General features: G+C 45.9%; 14 protein-coding genes. 8 read left to right on the forward strand and 6 right to left on the reverse strand.

Translation table 11 applies throughout. The features are described from left to right. Positions 1–55: 55 nt before the first annotated feature. A complete protein-coding gene (locus QUA53_RS08090) occupies positions 56–1,489 on the reverse strand; it encodes an MFS transporter (RefSeq protein ID WP_333096204.1) in 1,434 nt (477 codons plus the stop codon). An 804-nt stretch (positions 1,490–2,293) separates the two neighbouring features. Here QUA53_RS08090 and cbiD point away from each other — a divergent pair. From cbiD to QUA53_RS08115, 5 genes are all read left to right on the forward strand, one after another. Further along, the gene (gene cbiD / locus QUA53_RS08095) at positions 2,294–3,415 is read left to right on the forward strand and encodes a cobalt-precorrin-5B (C(1))-methyltransferase CbiD (protein ID WP_333096205.1); all 1,122 of its coding nucleotides are present in this window, start codon (positions 2,294–2,296) and stop codon (positions 3,413–3,415) included. A gap of 347 nt (positions 3,416–3,762) precedes the next feature. After that, complete coding sequence (gene guaA / locus QUA53_RS08100; RefSeq protein ID WP_445304930.1) at positions 3,763–5,364, forward strand: glutamine-hydrolyzing GMP synthase; 1,602 nt, start codon at positions 3,763–3,765, stop codon at positions 5,362–5,364. A gap of 971 nt (positions 5,365–6,335) precedes the next feature. Continuing rightward, on the forward strand, positions 6,336–10,868 hold the full coding sequence (locus tag QUA53_RS08105) for a CHAT domain-containing protein (protein ID WP_333096207.1): 4,533 nt from the start codon (positions 6,336–6,338) through the stop codon (positions 10,866–10,868). A gap of 418 nt (positions 10,869–11,286) precedes the next feature. After that, positions 11,287–11,502, forward strand: coding sequence for a hypothetical protein (locus QUA53_RS08110; RefSeq protein WP_190659239.1), 216 nt, complete (start codon positions 11,287–11,289; stop codon positions 11,500–11,502). 155 nt (positions 11,503–11,657) lie between these two features. Then, complete coding sequence (locus tag QUA53_RS08115; protein ID WP_333096208.1) at positions 11,658–12,554, forward strand: pirin family protein; 897 nt, start codon at positions 11,658–11,660, stop codon at positions 12,552–12,554. Between the two features lie 349 nt (positions 12,555–12,903). On the opposite strand, the gene QUA53_RS08120 is transcribed toward QUA53_RS08115, so the two are convergent. The 5 genes from QUA53_RS08120 to QUA53_RS08140 form a co-directional block, all read right to left on the reverse strand. Further along, positions 12,904–13,479: a TIGR04376 family protein gene (locus QUA53_RS08120; protein ID WP_333096209.1), complete on the reverse strand. Its 576-nt coding sequence runs from the start codon at positions 13,477–13,479 to the stop codon at positions 12,904–12,906. Positions 13,480–13,809: 330 nt separating this feature from the next. After that, positions 13,810–15,030, reverse strand: coding sequence for a hypothetical protein (locus QUA53_RS08125; protein ID WP_333096210.1), 1,221 nt, complete (start codon positions 15,028–15,030; stop codon positions 13,810–13,812). 683 nt (positions 15,031–15,713) lie between these two features. Continuing rightward, entirely contained in the window at positions 15,714–17,636 is a 1,923-nt protein-coding gene (locus QUA53_RS08130; RefSeq protein WP_333096211.1) for an ABC-F family ATP-binding cassette domain-containing protein, read from the reverse strand. A gap of 246 nt (positions 17,637–17,882) precedes the next feature. Further along, complete coding sequence (locus QUA53_RS08135; protein WP_333096212.1) at positions 17,883–18,992, reverse strand: reverse transcriptase domain-containing protein; 1,110 nt, start codon at positions 18,990–18,992, stop codon at positions 17,883–17,885. A 238-nt stretch (positions 18,993–19,230) separates the two neighbouring features. Next, positions 19,231–20,313 (reverse strand): RNA-binding domain-containing protein, encoded by a 1,083-nt coding sequence (locus tag QUA53_RS08140; protein WP_333248785.1) that lies wholly within the window; start codon positions 20,311–20,313, stop codon positions 19,231–19,233. A gap of 43 nt (positions 20,314–20,356) precedes the next feature. On the opposite strand from QUA53_RS08140, the gene QUA53_RS08145 reads away from it, so the two are divergent. The 3 genes from QUA53_RS08145 (at position 20,357) to QUA53_RS08155 (ending at position 22,013) form a co-directional block, all read left to right on the forward strand. Beyond that, positions 20,357–20,740, forward strand: coding sequence for a hypothetical protein (locus QUA53_RS08145; RefSeq protein WP_333096214.1), 384 nt, complete (start codon positions 20,357–20,359; stop codon positions 20,738–20,740). Continuing rightward, complete coding sequence (locus QUA53_RS08150) at positions 20,730–21,065, forward strand: DUF5615 family PIN-like protein (protein ID WP_333096215.1); 336 nt, start codon at positions 20,730–20,732, stop codon at positions 21,063–21,065. The genes QUA53_RS08145 and QUA53_RS08150 overlap by 11 nt, the downstream gene beginning before the upstream one ends. 372 nt (positions 21,066–21,437) lie before the next feature. After that, entirely contained in the window at positions 21,438–22,013 is a 576-nt protein-coding gene (locus QUA53_RS08155; RefSeq protein WP_333096216.1) for a TMEM175 family protein, read from the forward strand. Positions 22,014–22,030: the final 17 nt, after the last annotated feature.

Consider the following 22,030-nt stretch of genomic DNA (forward strand, 5'->3'; position numbering starts at 1 on the left):
TAGCAATCTGTGGGCTTTTCTGGTTTCTCGATCGGTAAATTTGTGCGAAAAATTCCTAGTCGCGGTTTAAATTGAAACGTCCCAAAGTGGGGACGATCGACCGCAGCGAAAAGCTGCGGGGTTCTCGCACCAAAATCAAAGGCAGCAAGCCGAATAGCCGCACACCAGCCGAGAGGGCAAACAGTGCCCCCAAACTCATGCCGGGAAGTTCGGCAAGAAAGCCGCCGGCGGTAGTTCCCAAAGCCCCAGCTAATCCAGAAACCGCTGCGGCGATCGCAAAATAAGTCGAAGGTTGCTCGATCGACGCTATCTCCATTTGAATATTCTTAGTACAAAGGTCGATCGCCCCTAAAGTCGTCCCCCCCAACAAGTGCAGCAGCGGCAGCCATACCCACACCGCAAACGGGTAATTGCCCGTACCCAACCACAACAAAGGCGTTATCGCCACCACCAGCCCCACCCCAATTAGCAGGGGGCGATTTCCCCAGCGATCGGCCAACTTACCCCAAAACATCAGCAGCAGTAGATTTGCACCGGAACTTAAGCTGGTGTAAATCGTTACCAAACTCACATCCAAGCTTAAATTTTTCAGCAGGTAGATATTAAAAAAAGGTGCGCTGAGATTAACTGCAAATGTCCACATACTGAAGTAAAGAATAAACATTAAAAAATTAGAATCTTTAAGCACAGAAGGCACAAAATCTGTTATTCGCTTTTCTTTTTTCTCTGTAAGCGTATCGCTCTCAGCGTCTTTTTTGTATACCTGGGGATTCACATCAACCATAAAGAATTGACACCCCAAACTAATCATTCCCGCCAAAACACCCACAAATAAAACAATACCGTAGCCGAAAATTGGATCGGCGCCCCAAGTTGACACTCCCAATCCCATCAACGGCACTCCCAGCAAAGTGATGAGGCTGACAGCACTGTTGCGAAAGGCAAAATAGCGTCCCCGCAAGCGCTGAGGAACCACAGCAGCCATCCAACTGAACCAGCTAGAATTGGCAAAAGCTGCCAGCACGCTAGCTGCTACGACTGTTACCAGCGTCCATTGAAGCAGTTGGTGGAGGTCTTGGTGCTGGGAACCCCAAACAATTGCCACTGCCAGCACCAGCCACAGCAGCCGCGACACGCCGAATACAAAAAGGTTGTACCAGTGGCGGCTGGTTGTCCGGTCCGCGATGTAGGCTCCTAATGGTTGCAGGAGATTTACCACCATCGGAATAGCGGAGAATATACCTATTTCCACGCTGCTCGCCCCGAGTTGCAGCAAGAAATTGCTCAGCAGCACGCCGCCGGTTGCCGACTCGAAGATAGCGGCAAAAACACCGTCTAGAGTTGAGGCTTTCAGGGTCGATCGAACCTCTTGTTTAGAAATTTTGAGATCTTTTTTTGAAGATAAAACGAGCTGAGATATTTGATTGTCTAGTATTTCAGGAGTCTGAAGAGATAGAGGTTCATTTAACTCTGCAACTGGTTCAAACATAAAGTAATAGGATTTTAGTCGGAGATTAAAGAATTGCCCAATCCTGCTGTGGCAAGGGTTTGAGGCTGGCTGGTCATTAAATTATTTTTCACGCGCAGGTGTCAATAAAATTTAATCTCTACGCTCAAAATTTCTGAGCTAGCCTTTTAAGATAAAACCAGCCCCGCCTTCAAGATGTGAGCTTGAAAGCTAGACTGGTACTTCCGGGTAATGGTTATAAATATAGATGGCAAGCGATCGCTGGCACATCAACCGCTTGGGAGATATAAGTTTGCTGATTTTACAAAACTAGGTTTTAGGGCTTAACAAGGAAGCGAGCGCAGCATTTCGCCTGCCAAAAATTGCTCGAATTCCGCCTCAAACAAGCCACCCCAAGGGCCAAAACAAATTTCGGGCCCGATCCTCCATTCCGCTCTCAAACCTTTACGGCTAGCTAAATCTATAGAATGAAAGACGATCGACTTGCGGAGTATAGATGCTAACTATTTTTACCTAATTCCTGGAATCTGTTTGTTCAGTCCCAGCGCTGGCGAGAGAGTTCGGGTTTTTTGTGAAAATCGCCCCCAGGTGCAGCTAAAGCTTCGGAGTGGGTTATTGGCGATCCTCTACTAGGGCTTCGCTAACGCACATCAAAAAAAAGTGTGACTGAGATCGGCAACTGGTAGGACAAAATTATTACTTGACAAAAATTATGCTAACTGCAGATAATAGCAAACTCTAGAATTAAACTTAAACATTTGAAAGATATTACTGCTAATGTGTGATGTCAATTACCAGCAAATTTACGGATTTTTGTATTAGATTGTGACAAAAGCTCAACCTTTATCCGGGTATACACTGCCAGTATTTGCCTGTGCAGCCGCACTTGCAGCTTTGCGGTGCTTGCGTGAGGGTATCCAATCTGTTGATAGTGTATCAGTAAATTTACTGGAACCACAAATAACCGCAGAAATTCCGATCGAGCAGGCGTCTCTACTCAAAACGGGTACCGCTTTAGGAGTGACTCGCTCCGATCCGGGGGACAATCTCGATCTGACTCGCAATACCCCCGTTTGGGCAATGGTGGAATTGGGGAGAGAAGGAGAGGGGGAACAAATACAGATTGTTGGCGGGGAGGGAATTGGACATCATAAAGCAGGTGGAGGAGCGGCAATCTATGATTACGCGATGCGGCTGTTGCGATCGAATCTGAGCCGAGAACTCGCACAGTCCGAAAAAATTACTGTCACGCTGATTCTGCCGTCTGGTCGGCAACTAGCCGCCCGCACTTCTAACGAAGCTTTCGGCGTGGTAGAAGGACTTTCGCTGCTAGGTACAACAGGCATTTCTCAACCGCTGAGCGTCCCGGGACAGTTGGAAGTTTACCGCGAACAACTGCAACAAAAAGCCAAACTGTTTGACTGTTTGGTTTTCTGCATCGGCGAAAACGGCTTGGATTTGGCTCGACAACTGGGGATTAATCCTGAGAGGCTAGTCAAAACCGCTAATTGGCTCGGCCCGCTGCTGGTAGAGGCCGGATGTCAGGGGGTGCAGTCAATTTTGCTGTTTGGCTATCACGGAAAGCTGATGAAATTGGCAGCGGGAATTTTTCACACTCACCACCACCTCGCTGACGGGCGCAGGGAAATTCTCACAGCTTACTGTGCTAAGGCTGGAATGCCGGCTGATGCGTGTTCCGCAATTTTTGCCGCAGCAACAGCCGAAGAGGCTCTCGGACAACTGCGGGCTTTGGACGCTCAAACTGGCAACAATTGGGTCGATCGAATTTACGGCGACATCGCCCGACAAATAGACTTGCGGTCATCGGATTGCATTTTTACTCACACTAACTTGCACATCCCCGTGGGCTCGGTGATGTTCGGGCGCGATCGCAAAATTATTGTTAAAAGTGAAATAGGAGATACATTTTTGACCCAAATTTGTTAATGTAGTGTGAATATCCCTGAATTCTGTTGAAAACCTCGCTCAGGGATAATATTTAACAAGTAATAATTCTTTGTCCCTAGACCTTAATTATACTAGGTTGCTTGGGGACGCAGTTTCTGACGCCAGAGTTTAATTAATTAGGGTAAGGATTGAAGTAAATCTATGCTTGTCCTCGACCCTATTAATAGACTACGAGCGCTGACTGCAATCTAGTATAAATAAGATTTATTCCTAGCGACTAATGCTTGCTCGCCTTCCTCAGTCTTGTAGTGAAGCCGCTACAAATACATCCCCTAATTTCTGCCCAATTAGCAATTAGCAATTACGCAATAACCGTGACTACTCAAATAAAAACTGAATCAGACCTCACCAGCTCTTCTCTGGGGCAGATCGATCGCCAGACGATCGTGATTCTCGACTTCGGTTCGCAATATTCCGAACTGATTGCTCGTCGCATTCGCGAAACTCAAGTATATTCAGAAGTTATTTCTTACCGGACTACGGCAGAACAGTTAAAAGCTATCAATCCTAAAGGAATTATTCTTTCAGGAGGTCCGAGTTCTGTATACGATGAAAAAGCACCCCACTGCGACCCAGACATTTGGAATTTGGGAATACCCGTGTTGGGAGTGTGTTATGGGATGCAGTTGATGGTAAAGCAGCTCGGAGGCACGGTAGAGCGGGCTAAGTTAGCCGAATACGGCAAGGCATCGCTATTTATTGACGATCCGACCGATTTGCTGACAAATGTCGAAGAAGGCAGCACGATGTGGATGAGTCACGGAGACTCGTGTTCCGAGTTACCGTCGGGTTTTGAGATCCTCGCTCACACGGGCAATACTCCGTGTGCTGCTGTTGCTCACCACGAGAAAAATTTGTACGGGGTTCAGTTTCACCCAGAAGTAGTTCACTCGATCGGGGGAATAGCTTTAATTCGCAATTTTGTTTACCACATTTGCGAGTGCGAACCGACTTGGACGACTGCTACCTTTGTGGAGGAATCGATTCGCGAAATTCGAGAGCAAGTGGGAGATAAACGAGTTTTGCTGGCTCTATCGGGCGGCGTAGATTCTTCTACTTTGGCTTTCTTGCTGCACAAGGCGATCGGCGACCAACTTACCTGTATGTTTATCGACCAAGGGTTTATGCGGAAGTATGAACCAGAACGGTTGGTAAAATTATTTAAAGAGCAATTCCACATTGATGTTGAGTATGTTAATGCTCGCGAACGCTTTTTAGCTCAACTTGAAGGGATTACCGATCCTGAAGTAAAACGCAAGCGGATCGGTCATGAATTTATCAATGTATTTGAAGAAGAATCGAAGCGTCTTGGCCCCTTTGACTACCTCGCACAAGGTACTCTTTATCCTGATGTGATTGAGTCGGCTGACACTAATGCAGACCCGAAAAGTGGCGAACGAGTTGCTGTTAAAATTAAAAGCCACCACAACGTCGGCGGTTTGCCGAAAGATTTGCGATTTAAGCTGATTGAACCGCTGCGAAAACTGTTTAAGGATGAAGTGCGAAAAGTCGGCCGGTCGATCGGGCTTCCCGAAGAAATCGTGAACCGACAACCTTTCCCCGGCCCGGGATTGGCGATTCGGATCATAGGAGAAGTTACCGCAGAAAGACTAAATATTTTGCGGGATGCTGACTTCATTGTTCGCCAAGAAATTAACCGGCACGGATTGTACGGTGAACTTTGGCAAGCTTTTGCAGTTTTGCTGCCGATTCGCAGTGTAGGGGTGATGGGCGATCAGCGCACTTATGCTTACCCCATCGTCTTGCGATTTATTAAGAGTGAAGACGGGATGACGGCTGACTGGGCGCGGGTTCCTTACGATTTGTTGGAACTGATCTCGAACCGGATTGTGAATGAGGTTAAGGGAGTGAACCGGGTGGTTTACGATATTACTTCTAAGCCACCGGGAACGATCGAGTGGGAGTGATTTGTAGTTAGCGATTAAGTAGGCGGACTAATTTTTTTGTCTGTCTACTTATTTTGATTTTGGATAAAAGAGCGATTCCCTCTGGGATAGCGACGCTTCACCGGCTTTAGGGGATGGGGGAGTGGGAAGGGCGATCGCTTTTATAGAACCCATTTGACATTTTGTACTTGAAGTAAAGTGACTGCAAAATTCGTATCCAGCAGTTATGCCCTACTCTACCAGCCTCACAGACGAAGAGTGGATCGTACTCGAATCCTTGTTTTTTCCGGTTGTGGCAAAGTAGCGGAAGAGAACCGGCAAATGCTTGGATAGAGACTTGCAAAATCCTCGTCAGTAATTTTTAGACTGGACTTCCCCCTGCAAATATACTTACATAGGCTCAAAAGCCTATCATTGCAAAAGTTTCCATTGTTGAGTAAAATTTCTGTAGCCATGTAGGTTATTCACGCCTGCAAGCTTACGCCAATTATATTGAATTTATTGCGTTCTGCGCGATCGCCAAAACGGCTATTGCTTTAACTTGGGTACAGTTTTTTCACTAAACAATTGAAACCTATAAGTGGTAGATGTTTTAGATATTTTATTACATTTGTACGGGGGAAGTCCAGTTTAGAAAACTCTAGTTGATGCAAGTGCCAAGGTTAATCTTTGTTTTATTACAAGACTTCGGACAGTGTTTGATAACCAACCGTATAATATGGCTTTCAAGGCGATTCCGCAATCGAACTACCAAGGAAAAATTACGGGTTTCACACTAGGAACTAAAAACTCTCCCGACTATTTTTATTAGGCTGAGGGTGATAAGGCTTGCAGCCGCTTATATCTCAAATGGGTTCTATAAACGTTCGCCACTTGAACTATGAGCGCACTTTTTAACGTGCTTAGCTTAAACTCGACTCATGTTTTTGAGGAAAAAGTTTTATTATAATTTAAGCGCGCTCAGCAAACAATTTCTTTTAGGGAGAGGTCTAATGATTATAACAAGAATAACTCAAGGATATCAACAGCTACTTTTGACTTATACTTGGGTAATATCTTTAGGTCTTTTACTATTCTCACCTGCTGCTACAGGACAGCCAATTACTCCGTCTCCCGATGGCACAGGAACTGCTGTTAATGCCTCCGGCAATCAATTTAACATCAACGGGGGGCAGCTCTCAAAAGACGGCACTAATCTCTTTCATAGCTTTCAGCAGTTTGGACTCAAAGACGGTCAAATTGTTAATTTTATTTCCGATCCGAATATCCGCAATATTTTAGGGCGAGTTGTGGGTGGCGATGCTTCTTATATTAACGGTTTAATTCAAGTAATAGGCGGTAATTCTAACTTATTTTTGATGAATCCGGCGGGGATTGTTTTTGGTTCCAACGCTCAACTAAACGTGCCTGGTTCATTCTTGGCAACGACAGCAACCGGAATCGGATTTGGCAACAATTGGTTTCAGGCAGTTGGCGTTAATGAATACGCTATGCTGATAGGAACGCCAAGCACTTTAAATTTTGGTACAGCTCAGCCAGGGGCGATCGCAAATTTCGGTCAACTGCGCGTACCTAACGGGCAAACGCTAGCTTTAATAGGCGGAACAGTTTTCAGTCCAGGTACTTTGTCAGCACCGTCCGGGCAAATTGCGATCGCATCGGTGCCCGGAGAAAACTTAGTCCGCATTTCTCAAGCAGGCCATCTGCTGAGTTTAGAAATTTCCCCCTCTTCTAATCTAGATTCTGCTTCTGTGCCATTGAGTCCCCTCACCCTGTCCCAACTGCTGACAGGAGGTAGCAGCAACGCTACAGGCGTTACAGTTAACAGCGACGGAAGCGTACAGCTAACGAATTCAGACTTGCAAGTAGAAGCGGGCGATGTGGCAATTGCCGACACTCAGGCAACAGGTGCGAACCAAAATTTAGCAGTGTCTGCTCAAACGGCTACAGTGTCAGCGGCGCGCAACCTGACCCTAGTAAACAGGCAATTACAGACCGCCGGTGACTTGAAATTGCAAGCGGGGGAAAATGTCCGCATCCGCGACAGCGCGGCTAATTATTTTGTTGCAGGTGCAGGTGGAAACCTAACTGTGCAGGGCGATCGCGAAATAAACATCCAGGCTCGCAATCACTCCCAAAGCTTACTGAGCGCTGGCGGCCGCATCACACTTACCAGTAACGGTACTGTATCAGGTGATGCCCTCTTTAGAGCTGGCAGCGATTTCTCAATTGCCACACTGCAAGGTAGCCCCGGCAACTTGGCAAGTTCAGGCGGTTCTACCATCGTCTCAGGCGGAAACGTCTCTTTTGGTAATTACGCAGGCGCTTCTCTGGGAGTGCAAGCCGAAGGCGCGATCGCAGCCGGCGATCTCGCTATCAGTTCCGCATCCAGCGATCGACCGCAGTTGGTTTTAACGGCTGGCAACCTACCCACTCCCCTCACTGGAAAGAGCACTCTAGCACCCGCCAGTTCTTCACCTGCCAGCATTCAAGTTGGCAATATCGCGATCGCAGGTTCAGTTTTTTTAGGCGCTGCAAACAGCATTCAAGCAGCATCCATTACTTCAAATGGCGGAGAACTAGCGCTGGTAGCGTCCGGGGACATCACGGCGGAAAACCTGAATACTTCAACTTTAACGGGCAATGCCGGCAATATTACCCTCTACAGCACGGAGGGAAGCATCAATACGAACGCCAGCACCTTGAACGCTTCCTCGATAGCCGGTAACGGTGGGTCAATTTTCCTATATGGGACAAACGCGATCGTCACCGGTGAAATTACAACCTCTAGCTTCATTGGAAACGGAGGCAGCGTCACCCTTTATTCAGAAGGCAAAATCAGTACGGGTAACATCAACACTAGCGGAATCAAGGCAGGTGAGATCAGCTTCCTTAGCAATCCACCAAATCCTTCGGTGGAGGTGGCTCCTGCGCTGCCACCCGAACCACCAGCGGTCATACCTTCCCCGGTGCCAGCACCATCACCTGTCCCGCTGCCACCAGAACCACCACGGCTCATACCTCCCCCGCTGCCAGCAACACAACCATCGCTGCCACCAGAACCACCACCGCTCATACCTCCCCCGCTGCCACTAGAACCAGCACCGCTGCCACCAGAACCACGAGTGTTCATACCTTCCCCGCTGCCACCAGAACCACGAGTGTTCATACCTTCCCCGCTGCCACCAGAATCACCAGCACCATCTGGCATTCAGTTCCCTCAACTCGCACCTCTAAACAATGGCTTAGTAAGCCTGACACCGAGTGCCATTCAGTGCTTAACTGAGGAACAATTATTGGAGCAGCAGGCAGGAGTACCCCTCCAAACTGCGCCGAAAGACTACAGCAAAGCGATCGCCTGCTACCAGCAGAATTTAGAGCTGGCGAGACTCTCCCGCGATCGCGCTAGGGAAGGCTATGCGCTCAACAATCTAGGCGCGACTTACTACGCGATCGGAGATTATGAAAAAGCAATTTCTTATCACCAGCAGCGCTTAGCACAAGCTGAATCCAGAGCCGATTTATTGGGAAAGGGACAAGCTTTTATTGGTTTGGGAGCTGCTTACGGCGCGATTGGCAATTATAAAAAAGCAATCGAATACTACGAGCAAAGTTTGGAAGTAGCGTATTCCCTAAAATCGGCTGATTTAGAGGCGAGTGTTCTGAGAAATTTGGGATTAGTTTACTATGCCCAAAAAGAGTATCACAAGGCAGTTGAATATCAAGAGCAAAGTTTAGCGATCGCTAAACAGCAGCGCGATCGCCGAGGCGAAGCCCTTGCTTTGAGTAATTTAGGATTAGTACACTATTCCCTGACTAATTATGCCCAAGCAATTGATGAGCAGAAACAAAGTTTAGCGATGGCCTTAGAACTGCGCGATCGTTTCGTTCAAGGTCGCGCTTTAGAAAATTTAGGAATTGCTTACTATGCGGTAAAAAATTATAGTCAAGCGATTGAATCTTACCAAAAGAGTTTAGCCATTGCCAGAGAACTGAGCGATCGCCACGCCGAAGGCCGCGCACTCAGCAATTTAGGTGACGCTTTCTACAAAGCAAAGCAACCTGCAGAAGCTATCAAAGCTTTCTTTTTAGCTATTGAAATTTGGGAATCTCTGCGGTCAAATTTAAACAATAACGACCTCAATTTAATTTCAATTTTTGAGACCCAAGAAACAAGTTACAGTACGTTACAAGAAGTGCTTGCCAATCAAAATCAGCATAAGGAAGCGCTAGAAATAGCAGAGCGTGGACGGGCGCAAGCTTTTGTTAGATTATTGACCCACCGTTTTTCTGCCCAGTCAGCACACGCTACCTTAAAGTCATCAGAAACTCAAATAAAACCGATCGACATTCCAGAAATACAGCAAATTGCTAAAGAACACAATTCCACTTTAGTTTCTTACTCGCTTATCAAAGAAGTTATAGAAGCTGATGGTCAAAGAAAGCTGCAAGATTCAGAACTTTATATCTGGGTAACGCAGCCGACCGGAAAAATTGAATTTCGTCGCATCAGTTTGAAACGTTTGGCTGAAGAAAAAACTTCATTAAAAGCCTTGATTACTCAAGGTCGTTGCTTCATTCCCAGTTGCCTGCGAAACAAGCAGCGATCCCAACCAGCTACAAATCCCACCCCAACCAAGCCTCTTGTCGACCAACGATTTTTAGATCCGTCATTGCAAGAGCTTTATCAACTACTTATCGAACCAATTGCTGACCTTCTACCTCAAGATCCAGCGTCGCGAATTACCTTTATTCCTCATGAATCTTTGTTCTTAGTTCCCTTTGCCGCGCTGCAAGATACTTCGGGAAACTACTTGATAGAAAGACATACTATTTTAACAGCACCTTCAATTCAAGTGCTGTCTTTAACAAAGAAACAGCAACAGCTTGCTTCAGGAAAAGGTGCGCTAGTGGTTGGGAATCCTACCATGCCAAGTGTTGCCTTTACGACGAACCAACCTCCTCAACAACTGTCATCACTCCCACACGCTGAAGCCGAAGCGATCGCGATTGCTCAGCTTTTGAATGCTGAACCGCTTACAGGCGACAAAGCGACAAAAGTAGCAGTTTTACAGCAAATAGAGCGATCGCGCATCGTGCATTTAGCAACTCACGGCATCCTGGATGACGTGGAGGGATTGGGGGTACCTGGAGTCATCGCACTTGCCCCAAGCAAGGATGACAGTGGTTTACTCACTGCTAGCGAAATTTTCAATTTGAGGTTGAATGCCGAACTCGTCGTTTTGAGTGCTTGCAATACGGGTCGCGGTCGTATTACAGGTGACGGCATCATTGGTTTATCGCGCTCGTTTATTGCAGCAGGTGTTCCCAGTGTTGTAGTTTCTCTGTGGTCAGTAACCGACGAATCAACAGCCGAGTTGATGGCGGAATTTTATCGACAGATGCAGCTAACGCCTGATATTGCCCAAGCGCTGCGGAAGGCCATGCTGGTGACATTGGTCAAACATCCTAATCCTGTAGATTGGGCCGCTTTTACCCTCATTGGCGAAGCAGAGAAACGTTAACCCGGAAAAGCTGATTTCCTGTCGTCAAGAGACCTAATACCTGCTCTTGGGTACTTAGTGTGCCCAATTATCATTTTTCTGGTGTCTTATACCCCACGTCGGGCCTTTTGATATCAATTCCGGTTAGATTGGAATGTTTAAACCACAGAGAACGCAGAGGATACAGAGGAAGGGAAGAGAGATGGATAATTCCGATGAAGGGCAGATTTGATATAACTCTCACACTCAAAGGGCGGAAGGTGGGTTGTAATTGTTCCAGCGACCGCTGCATTGGTTTCAATGTTGTGACTTCCATCACTTGTAATACGGACTTGGTTCACCGAATATTTTCAGTATTATCACGGAAAAAAACCAGCACTATCACTTGCTCTTAGGAGAAACCACGAGATGATTAAGGTGTCGAGTTCAAAACAATCCCATGTTTCAAGTTAATCTTCTGCCCGGCGCTATCAACGAATTAATTGCCACTGTCACCGATACTCACCGCGTTACCAAAGCTGACCGCTACGGCATGATGGCTGCCATCCTTGATGAGTCAATCAGTGAAGAAGAACGTGGCTCACTCGATCGTCTGATTCGCTCCCTGGTCAAAGGTCGGATTCAAGTCAGTGATGAACTCTCCATCGTTTCGTAAGCAGAAAGCTCGTTGAGAACTCGACACTCTACAACAGCTTTCGATTGGGAAAGTTTAGACCAGTCACTGATATTGCGATCGCCCTCTACAAGGATAGCTTTTTGTATAATGCACTTTTGACATAGACAATTAGCGTTCGCAACTTCATAAACATTATGACGGATACCATCCAGCATCTCATTGAGCCACACATTCAAGATTTGGGTGGATTCCAAGCCCGCCGCTTGCTTCCCTCAGACGTTCTAGCACTGGTAGGCCCGTTCATCTTTTTTGACCATCTGGGCCCTGCGGTGTTTCCACCCGGCCGGGGCGTGGATGTCAGACCGCACCCGCACATCAACTTAGCAACCGTCACCTACCTGTTTGAAGGTGTTTTGCTGCATCGTGATAGTGTCGGCAGCGTTCAAGAAATCCGTCCTGGTGCGGTGAACTGGATGACGGCAGGGCGAGGCATTGTCCACTCTGAACGCACGCCTGACGACGAGCGCAGCAAAGAAGCCATCCTGCATGGCATCCAAACCTGGATAGCACTTCCCGATGAATACGAAGAAACCGACCCCTGGTTTCGGCATCATCCGGCAACTGAACTGCCTGTTTGGGAGGATGCAGGAGTTTCGTTCACTCTAATTGCCGGTGAAGCCTATGGTCGTACTTCCCCAGTTCAAATATTTTCACCCATGATTTATCTGGACGTGCAACTGACTGCTGGCAAGCAATTTACCTTACCGGGCCATTACAGCGAACAGGCGGTTTACAGCGTAACAGATGGGCTTGTTATTGATGGAGAGCCTCTGGAACAACATCGGTTGGCAGTTCTAAATTCAGGCGCTGAAGTAAACATTTCTGCTTCAGGCAAGGCTCGCTGTATTGTGATTGGCGGTGAACCTGTTGGTGAGCGGCATAAGTGGTGGAATTTTGTTTCGAGTCGGCACTCGCGCATTGAGCAAGCTAAACTCGATTGGAGAGAGGGACGGTTTGGTCAGGTTCCCCAAGAGACAGAGTTTATTCCGCTGCCTGAAGAGCCACCTTCTCAAGCAGAGCAACCGTTATGAATAACTGCAGCGATTTAAATTAAAAAACAGTTTTTTGATTCAGAATTCGTCTTTTTCACCTGACGGGGTTGTCACCCCGTCAGATTGGTGGATTGACAGCCGGGACAAATCATAATTTTTTTACTTGATTAGAGGTTTTGTTTATACCATAAATATGCAACGCTAATTAAGTAGGTGAGAATATTGTAGGGATGATTGATTAATTGGTCCTAGAATTTTAGGATGGTAATTATATCAAGTCTGAGGGAGCGATCGCAATACCTGAGACTCTGGAGGGTTGACGAATATTTGCATTGGGAATCAGAGTTTCGGGTGAACCCGTCCCTAAAGGATTGGAATGCTTTCGTAACTATCGGCCTATATTCCGCTTCATTCGATCGAGTTCTTCGTCAGCTTCCCAGCGCTGAAACTTTTCTTCTAAAGGGTCGGCAGCCGTAAAACTACTATAATTAGAACTCTGATTCCAACCCTTTGTATCCCAACTCTGCTCTGTTTTAGTAGTAGTTCGAGTTGCAGCTTCTGCAGCTTTTGCTCGGACTTCTTTTCGCCGTACTTGAATTTGGCGGTACAGTTCTTTGGCTTTTTCAATCCGTTCTTTGCAGCCTTGCATTTGACCCCAGCGCTGATTTCCCTGACGCAGCAAAGCGGCTTGCCGCTCTTGGGCGGCTTGAGCTAAATCGAGCCTTTGAGCAGCTTTAGCTTTGTTGATGCGATCGTTCCAGCGCTGAATTTCTTGAGCGGCGGAGAGAATTTCGGCTTGCAGTTTTTTCTCTTGTTTTTGGATATCGAGAATCAGTCGCAGAGTGTCTTCTTCTTGTTCCTTCAGTTGTTCTTCTATTGCCTGCAATTCCAGATGGGGATTGCTACGCAAAAATTCTTCTAGTTTGGTTTCTAGAAAGCGGCTGAAATCATCAAATAAGCCCATTTTTTATAATTCCTCAGTCATTAGTCCTGGGTGATTAGTCATTGGTCATTAGTTATTAGTCATTTGTTATTAGTCACGAGAGATCGATTATTGATCCTGAGTTGTTAGTTATAGCAGAAGAAAGTTCGGCAACGAATTGGGAACCGATTTAACGGATAGAAGCAAGAAGTAATAAGAGCAATGATTTCAGCAATTAAGAACGTATTGGAGGTTCCTATATTATAACTTTTTTCACTGCTCGTGATATTATACAGCCCGATCGCTGCCCATTACTGATTACCGATGACCTAACTAATAACTAATGACTGATGACTAATGACTGATAACTGATTAGAACTTTTGGCCGACAAAAACCGATCGCACATCTCCTCCCTTGCGGATAACGGCTTCTTGATTTTTGATTTCTGCCAGCGTCCAACCGCTAGCGCCAATGCTTTCGCCGACATAAATTCTGCGGGCTACGCCGTCTACTTCAAACAAAGCAGCCGATCGATCGCCCAACTCCAAAATCCCTACCAGCGTGTGGGCGGAAGTCGGGGCGCTGCTGACGGCCGGTGCCGATTGCTCGGGCGCGGGTGCGGATTGCTGGGCTGGGGGCGCGGGTGCCGGTTCGGTTTCGCGAGCCAAAATCTTTGGCTGGGGAGACTCCGAGGGGGAAGAGGAAGCGGCCAGGGGATCTCGAGTTCCCGCAGCGGCGATCGCACGACCGGAGGCGGGAGCAGCCGGCGAGGGGGAAACGGCAGCGGTTTGAGGAGCAGCCGGAGCAGCAGCTACCGGAGCAGCCGGAGCCACAGTCACCTGAGCGGGGGGAGGGATGACTACAACTTGGGGTGCTGGTGCTCCCGGCTGCGAGGCAGCTTGTTCGAGGGCATTAGCAATGCGGTTGACTGCTGTCGAAAGACCTGCGGTTGCCGGCGGCGCGCCGGAAATTGGAATGCTCGGCAGCGTCCCTGGGATGGGGGCTCCGGGAACTCCTGCAAGTTGGGGGTTAGCCCGGGGTGCTTTTTTTTGTTCTATCGCTTCTAGCGAACGCTGCACGTATTCGACAAACGGGGTGTCTGGTGCTGTTTTGCCACTTGCTGCGGGCCTCTCTGGTGCGGAGGCGGCGGGCAAGCGCACCAGTCCCGACCGGCTTGCCAGCCATAACCCCATGACTAGCAGCAGCGACCCACATGCTGCTCCGAGCAGGATTCTGTCGAATGATTGCTTGGACTGCTGTTTTTTCGCTGTTTCTAGGGCGACTTGGCGGGCGATCGCTTCTACGTCTTTTTCGTCCCGCTGCGGCTGGGGGGGTGCCAACTGCGACAAAACTATTTGAGGTACCGAGATCGACTTGAGCGCCACGAATTCAGGCTGCACTGGTTCCGATGGCAGTCCGCCGCTACCGTCGAATGCTCGATCGACTCCTTCAAACAGTTCGTCCATCAACTGATCGGCGTAGGACTCTACTGCCACTGCTTCGGCTGGCACTGTTTCCACCGTCGCCCTCACGGCGATCGGATCGGACGCTGATTCCAAAGACATCTGTTTGGCGATTACTTTTTGAGGCATAGTTTTCTCTGATTCGCGCTGCTCGACAACCCTGAGACTGTTAACTTTTGACTTCTACAGGATACTTGTGATGTTGACCAATTCTTGGCTCAGAACAGGTCAATTGTATCTCACTCATCACCATATTTTTAGTCCTCGGCCAACTTACTTTGCCCGATCGACTTTTTTTTTACCTGTTTTGGGCTTTTTAGTCCCTGTTTGCTGCTGCCAGTCTTATTTGCTTAAGCTGGCTTTTAGTGCATATTCTACTGCTTGTGTCAACCCCACCCTCCGGGTCTTCACAGTTTTTGACATACAGCTTTACTTGAGGCTCGCAAAAAAAGCGGTTTTTTTGGTGCTGTTTCCGATCGCCTTGCAGCTTTAACAAGGATTTTAGACTTTTACTCGTCTTAAGTTTGTTGGTCAGTTTGCTTGACAGTAATAACAAGCAACCGATTTTATAACTTTAATACTACATAGCTTCATCACACTTAAGTAATAAATTGTCAAAGGTTGCCAAATTGTCGGCTAAATAAGCACTATTCCTAAGATTTTTTTTACAACACTATTTGTGGTACAAAAAAGAAAAAAATATTGAATTTTGTCAATATATATTTGTTTCAGCATGAGATTTTTTAACTCATAATTCCTCTAGCTCCTGTCATTGTGAGCAGGAGCTAAAGACAACGCTCGGACCACCCAAATTAACCCACCCGTTCCGCCAATTCCAACCAGCGCTCAGTCGCCCGATCGATCTCCTGCGTCAACTGAGCCAAACGATCCGATAACTTCTTCATCTCTGCAAACCCGCTAGGAGCATTGTTAGACAAAATCTTCTCAATCTCTTCTTTTTCAGCTTCCATCTTCGGAATTTGACTTTCTAATTGTTCGTATTCCCGCTTTTCATTGAAGGAAATTTTGGTAGATTTTTGAGCGGAATTGGGGGATTTTGAGTTGTTAGATTCAGCGGAGCGTGTAATTTTTTCTTTTTGTTTTTGCCCTTGGATTTCCTTAGCTTCTTCCGCTTTTTTGTAGTCTAAATACACCGAATAATTGCCGGGATACAAGCGCAAATTGCCGCCCGGTTCCAAGGCGAAAACCATGTCGATAGTGCGATCGAGAAAATAGCGATCGTGGGACACCACAATCACGCAGCCGTTAAAATCTTCGAGATAATCCTCCAAAACCGCCAAAGTCTGCACGTCCAGGTCGTTTGTCGGTTCGTCCAAAATCAGCACGTTCGGCGCGCTCATCAGCACCTTCAACAGAAATAATCGGCGCTTCTCCCCGCCCGAAAGTTTGTTAATCGGTGCATACTGTTGGTTCGGTGGAAACAGAAACTTTTCCAACATTTGAGAAGCGGTAATGATTTCCCCATCCGCCGTTTGCACCAATTCCGCCACACTTTTCAAGTATTCAATAACTCGCTGGTCTTCGTTCGGGGTCAAATCCTCTGAATGCTGGTCAAAATAACCGATATGAATGGTTGTGCCAATTTCGACAGTACCCGAATCCGGCTGAATGCGTCCGGTAATGATATCCATCAGCGTCGATTTTCCCGCACCGTTGCTGCCAATAATTCCAATCCGGTCTTCGGGTGTGAAATTGTATGTAAAATCTTTAATTAAAGTGCGATCGCCGTAAGCTTTACAGATATTCAATAACTCAATCACTTTCTTACCAATCCGGCGGCCCGCTGTCGCAATCTCGACTTTGCCGTTGGCTGTTTTGAACTCCTGGGCTCGCATATCTTTAATGCGATCTATCCGAGCTTTTTGCTTGGTACTCCGCGCTTTCGGCCCGCGTTTGAGCCATTCCAATTCGCGCCGCAATACACCCGCGTGTTTGCGAACACTGCTGGCGGCGGATTCTTCAGCTAAGGCTTTTTTCTCCAAGTAATAAGCGTAATTGCCAGCATAATTGTAAAGGTCGCCGCGATCGATCTCCAGGATGCGATTGGTAACGCGATCGAGAAAATAGCGATCGTGCGTAATCAGCAGCAAAGCACCGCGATAGCCGTTCAAATAGTTCTGCAACCACTCCACAGACAGCGCATCCAAGTGGTTTGTCGGTTCATCCATCAGCAACACATCGGGCTCGGACAACAAAGCCGTTGCTAAGGCAATTCGCTTGCGGTAGCCGCCGGACAAGTCGCCAATTTTCGCATCAAAATCCTCAATCCCCAACTTGGTCAAAATCAATTTCGCCTTGGTTTCCAAATCCCACGCATCCACCTCATCAATCCGTTCAGACACTGCAGACAGACGCGCCATCAACTTGTCTGTATCGCCTTTGCCGTGGGAGAGTTGAGCGGAAATTTCCTCGTATTCCCGCACTAAAGCCATTTGTTCGCCACTGTCGGCAAATACTTGCTCTAAGACAGTGTGATTTTCGTCTAAATCCGGCTGTTGGGGGAGATAGACAATTTTAGATCCTGGATTGACCCAGCGATCGCCAGAGTCGATCGACTCCAAGCCTGCAATCATTTTCAGCAGGGTTGATTTGCCGGAACCGTTGGTGCCGATGAGTCCGACTTTATCGCCTTCATCGAGGCTGAAACTGGCATCTGTCAAGAGTTCCTTGATGCCGAAGTCTTTTTTGATCGATCGCAGAGTAAAAATAGTCATCTGTATAGAAAGTCATTTACCTAACTTAGTTTAGCGCTGACTTTCCCACTCCGGCACAAACCCGATTATTTAGATCCGGCACAAACCCGATTATTTAGAGAATCCCTAAACAAACTTTATTCTGTTACAGAATAGCAATTGCCGATCGATTTGTGTAGCTCGCGATCGGCATGAGGATACTTGTCATCCAGCGTTAAGGGCAGATACACCGCACGCAATTTCAATTGTTGGGTCGTATTTGAGAAGTTATCGTGGATCTTCAGTCTCTGTAACTTTTTGATTATCAGCTTCTTTTTTTCTGATATCGTTGAACTTACTGAGAAGCTTCTGATAAAGGTAGTCATCTTTGCCTCTAACACTACCTACAAACTCGATTTTCCCACGTAGAGAGTCTACGAAACGCGCTAGCTCCTTCTCGGGCAAGGTCACTTTCTTCGCATATTTTAATTCATAAGTCTCTGTAGCTGCCTGTAGTCCATACTTTTCCCAGGCATGAAGAGCACCGTCAATATTACGGACGTATTTACGACTTACATTAACAGTTTGATTGACAATTAGACCTGTAACTTCCTGCCTTTGTGTTTTGTTGTAAGATAGCCTCACTTTTGCCTCGTTAATTATAAACCCATTTCTCTCTATGAGCGAGCGCAATTCATCTCCTAAAACAACCTTAGAAGAACCTTTTTTATAAGAAGAAACTAATGAGACTGGTAGTTCATTCCTATTGCTAGATAAAGTAATGTCATCTGCATATCGTGTATGAAATAATCCCTGCTCTCGGGAAAATTTTTGTAATTCGCTATCCATTTTTGCACAAATAAGATTTGAGACTATTGGTGAAGTTGGTGCTCCTTGTGGTAGTTGATTATCGAAACAGCATATCTGAGCTAATATAGTCGCGACTTTCTCGTCTAGTTCATACGGTTGTCCCATGAACAACCCCCTAACTCGACCAAAGTTAATAGAGCCAAAGAAATCCTTAATATCCAGGTTGAGAATGAACTTTTTTCCGACGTGAGCTTTAGCGTTAGTAATAATGCTACGCGAAGTCGCAAATCCGTGAACAGAAGGTCTTGGTCGATAGACAGCATATAAAACTTGGCTGAGCTTTCTTTGAACTATTCCTAACGAACCATTAGGGGAATGAATAGTTCTATAACCTCTATATTTCTTGGGAACCTGAAATTTTGTGTACCGATAATCGTGAGGAGTTCGGTAAATATAGTAGATAAGATATTCATAGGGAACTTGCAAGAGTTGAGCAACATCATAAGGTGATTTAAGCTCTTTGAACTTTTGGGAAAGTTCTTCGCAACTCTCGTATAAAAATGGATCGAGATCAGTCTTATTTTTCATAACTATCGGCTCAGACTCTTAAAATGAAGTACCTACTTTCTGAGCATTCACGCTTTTTGCATACGCAGCGCACACTGACACTGTTCAGTACCAGGAGCGTAAGGCTAAGTTGAGAGTCCTCCGTAGCAGTATCGCTCACGGAAATAAATACCCATTAAGTAGGTACGACACTAATTATACCACGATTTGGAGAATCCTTCAATCTTATTAAAAATCTTATGGTACTTTCTAAATATTCTTAATTCGTATTACCTTTTTTATAAATTTCCTGATATGTTTTTTTCTTTTCATATTTTGCCAGTCTATAATTGGGGGATATTTTAAGTGCCATATTCAGAAAATAAAGAGATTGACTATATTTTCCTTCATGCCTGAATGCAACGCCAATCTTAGTAAGAATCGTATAATCATTCGGCTGCCTTTTAAGCAAATTTTGATAAAATAAAAGAGCTTCATCCCATCTGTCTAGATCCTGAAGCATTAATCCTTTGTTGTTTAAAATAGAAAAATCGTTTATATTTGATTTAATGGCTTCATTTAGGATAGATAATGCGCCTTCTAAATCACCTATGCTCTTACGATCCATTGCATAATTTAGCCTGAATGCTGAGCTTTTAGGATCTAGTTCAAGCAATTTCAGGTAAACTCGCTCCATAGTATCAACATCACCCATATATTTTGCAACTTTGGCTCTCCTCTCTAAAATGCTGCGATTATGAGGTTCTTTTTCTAGTTTTTTATCGAGTTCGTCGGCTTCTTTCCGCAAATGTACCTGTGTGCGTCTCTCGTATTCTTTGGCAATTTCTTCACTAGTAAGTTTCATACAACTTGACCCTTTCTTCAGGTACACGCTTCCCCCTGAAGTTCTATAGAGATGTTTATCTTTTGTCTTGATAACGTGTATTTGCACCACATACAAGTCTTCTAGACGCTCCCGCTCAGAATTGAAAATCTCATGAACAGTCACTCTATAATCATGATGAGAAATAGGAGGATCTGTCATTCTTAATTTATTAGGAATATTTCTACCAATCTCGTCTCTTTCGTTTCGATTAAGAATAACCCCCTGAATGATCCCGCAGTCATCTAGACCCAAATAGATATCTCCCTCTATTTGGGCATTCAGGAATCCCAGCACATACTCTTCAGCATGGTTCACAATCGTATTGACTGGCCTCTTTGAAGTTATCTCCTTAAACTCCACAGAATCTCCTTCTTCTCGATCAAAACTTTCTCCTTTCACAAAGTAAATCGGCTGTGTCATATGTATGGGCATAAACTCTAGTTTCAATGTTACAGCAATTTGAATTTTAGATTGCAATCTACTATAATTCAAATACCAACCTTTGTTGGAGTATTTTTTTATGTCCTTGCAAGAGCTTAAAGAAAAAGCCAGCCAACTATCAGTCAGCGATCGCCTTGCCCTGCTAGGTGCGATCGTTGAATCCCTGCAAAGTACACGAGAAATCGAGAATTGGCAATATTTAATTGCACGTCCTAATGCTTGGCGCAAACAACTTTACATTAAGGGACGTAAATTACTGGCATCGACTATTTGGCGAGACATGACTGCCAATGGGATGTCACCCGAACAAGCTGCCGAAAATTGGGATTTACCCCTGTCTGCTATCTATGAGGCGATTCATTACTGTCAGAATCATCAAGAAATTATAAAATTAGAAGCAGACGAGGAACGCTATCGATTGGAAGTAAAAGGAGTCCAAGTTGAGCCTACGAATGCTGCTTGACGAAGATTCTCAAGCAAAGTATTTAGTCAATCTTCTTCAGGCAGCCGGTCACGATGTAGCCACAGTCAATACATTGGATTTAATGAATCATCCAGATTCAGTCGTGCTAGACACTGCCAGAGAAAATGAGAGAGTGCTGCTTACACGCAATTGTGATGACTTTCAGCAATTGCATCAAGCGAACCCAGAACATTCAGGAATTTTGGCAGTTTATCAAGATTCTGAAGCTTCTAAGAATATGAGTTATCAGGCGATTGTGAAGGCAATTGATAATTTAGAAACAGCCGAATATGAACTCAATAATCAGTTTGTGGTTCTGAATTAATGGAATTATTAACGAGAAATTTATGTAAAAATGCACAATATAAGTCTCATTATTACCTGCTATTATACAATATTACGCGCTTCCTTAATCGATCGCTCTTTTTATTTCAACAACTGCTTCTCCCGTTTTACCCGTTGCGCGATCGGGTATTTATAAGAAGTCGTGCCGATCGACTGCTTAAACAGATCGGCGAAAAGTCTGTTAAGGTTATCTGTTTTCAGCCGAGATTAGGCAAGCAAAATTGTTAGCTGGGTTGGTAAGTGCCAGGGATCGCCCATCGGTATAACACATCACTGCAACCGACCTTATGCTAAGTTATTTTTGGAATGAGAAGCGATCGGGCGCGCCAGCAGAAAAGGAGGATGTACCAAAATGGGTAAAGGCAGGTTAGAAGCATTCAGCGATGGTGTAATCGCCATTCTCATCACCATTATGGTGCTGGAATTGAAAGTGCCCCATGAAGCTGATTTAGCTGCGCTGCGTCCGCTAGTTCCAGTATTTCTGAGCTATGTACTCAGTTTTATTTATCTTGGTATCTACTGGAACAACCACCATCACTTGTTACAGGCGACTCGGCAGGTCAATGGTAATGTGTTGTGGGCTAATCTACATCTGCTGTTCTGGTTGTCACTCATTCCCTTTGTCACTGGCTGGACAGGCGAGAACCACTTTGCCGCCTGGCCAGTTGCGCTTTATGGCACAGTGCTGTGGTTTGCTGCGATCGCTTACTTCATTCTTACTCGTGCTCTTATTTCTCACCACGGTAAAGATTCCACTCTGGCAATTGCACTTGGGCGAGACTTGAAGGGTAAAGTATCAGTGGTGATTTATACCGTAGCAATCCTGCTTTCCTTTGTCAACTCATGGTTGGCTTTCATGCTGTATGTTTTAGTTGCAATCATGTGGCTGATACCCGATCGGCGTATTGAGAAGATTCTGACTTCGTGAAGAATGTTCCACAAAAA

It is taken from the genome of Microcoleus sp. Pol12B3 (genome assembly GCF_036701355.1).
Taxonomy (GTDB): Bacteria; Cyanobacteriota; Cyanobacteriia; order Cyanobacteriales; family Microcoleaceae; genus Microcoleus.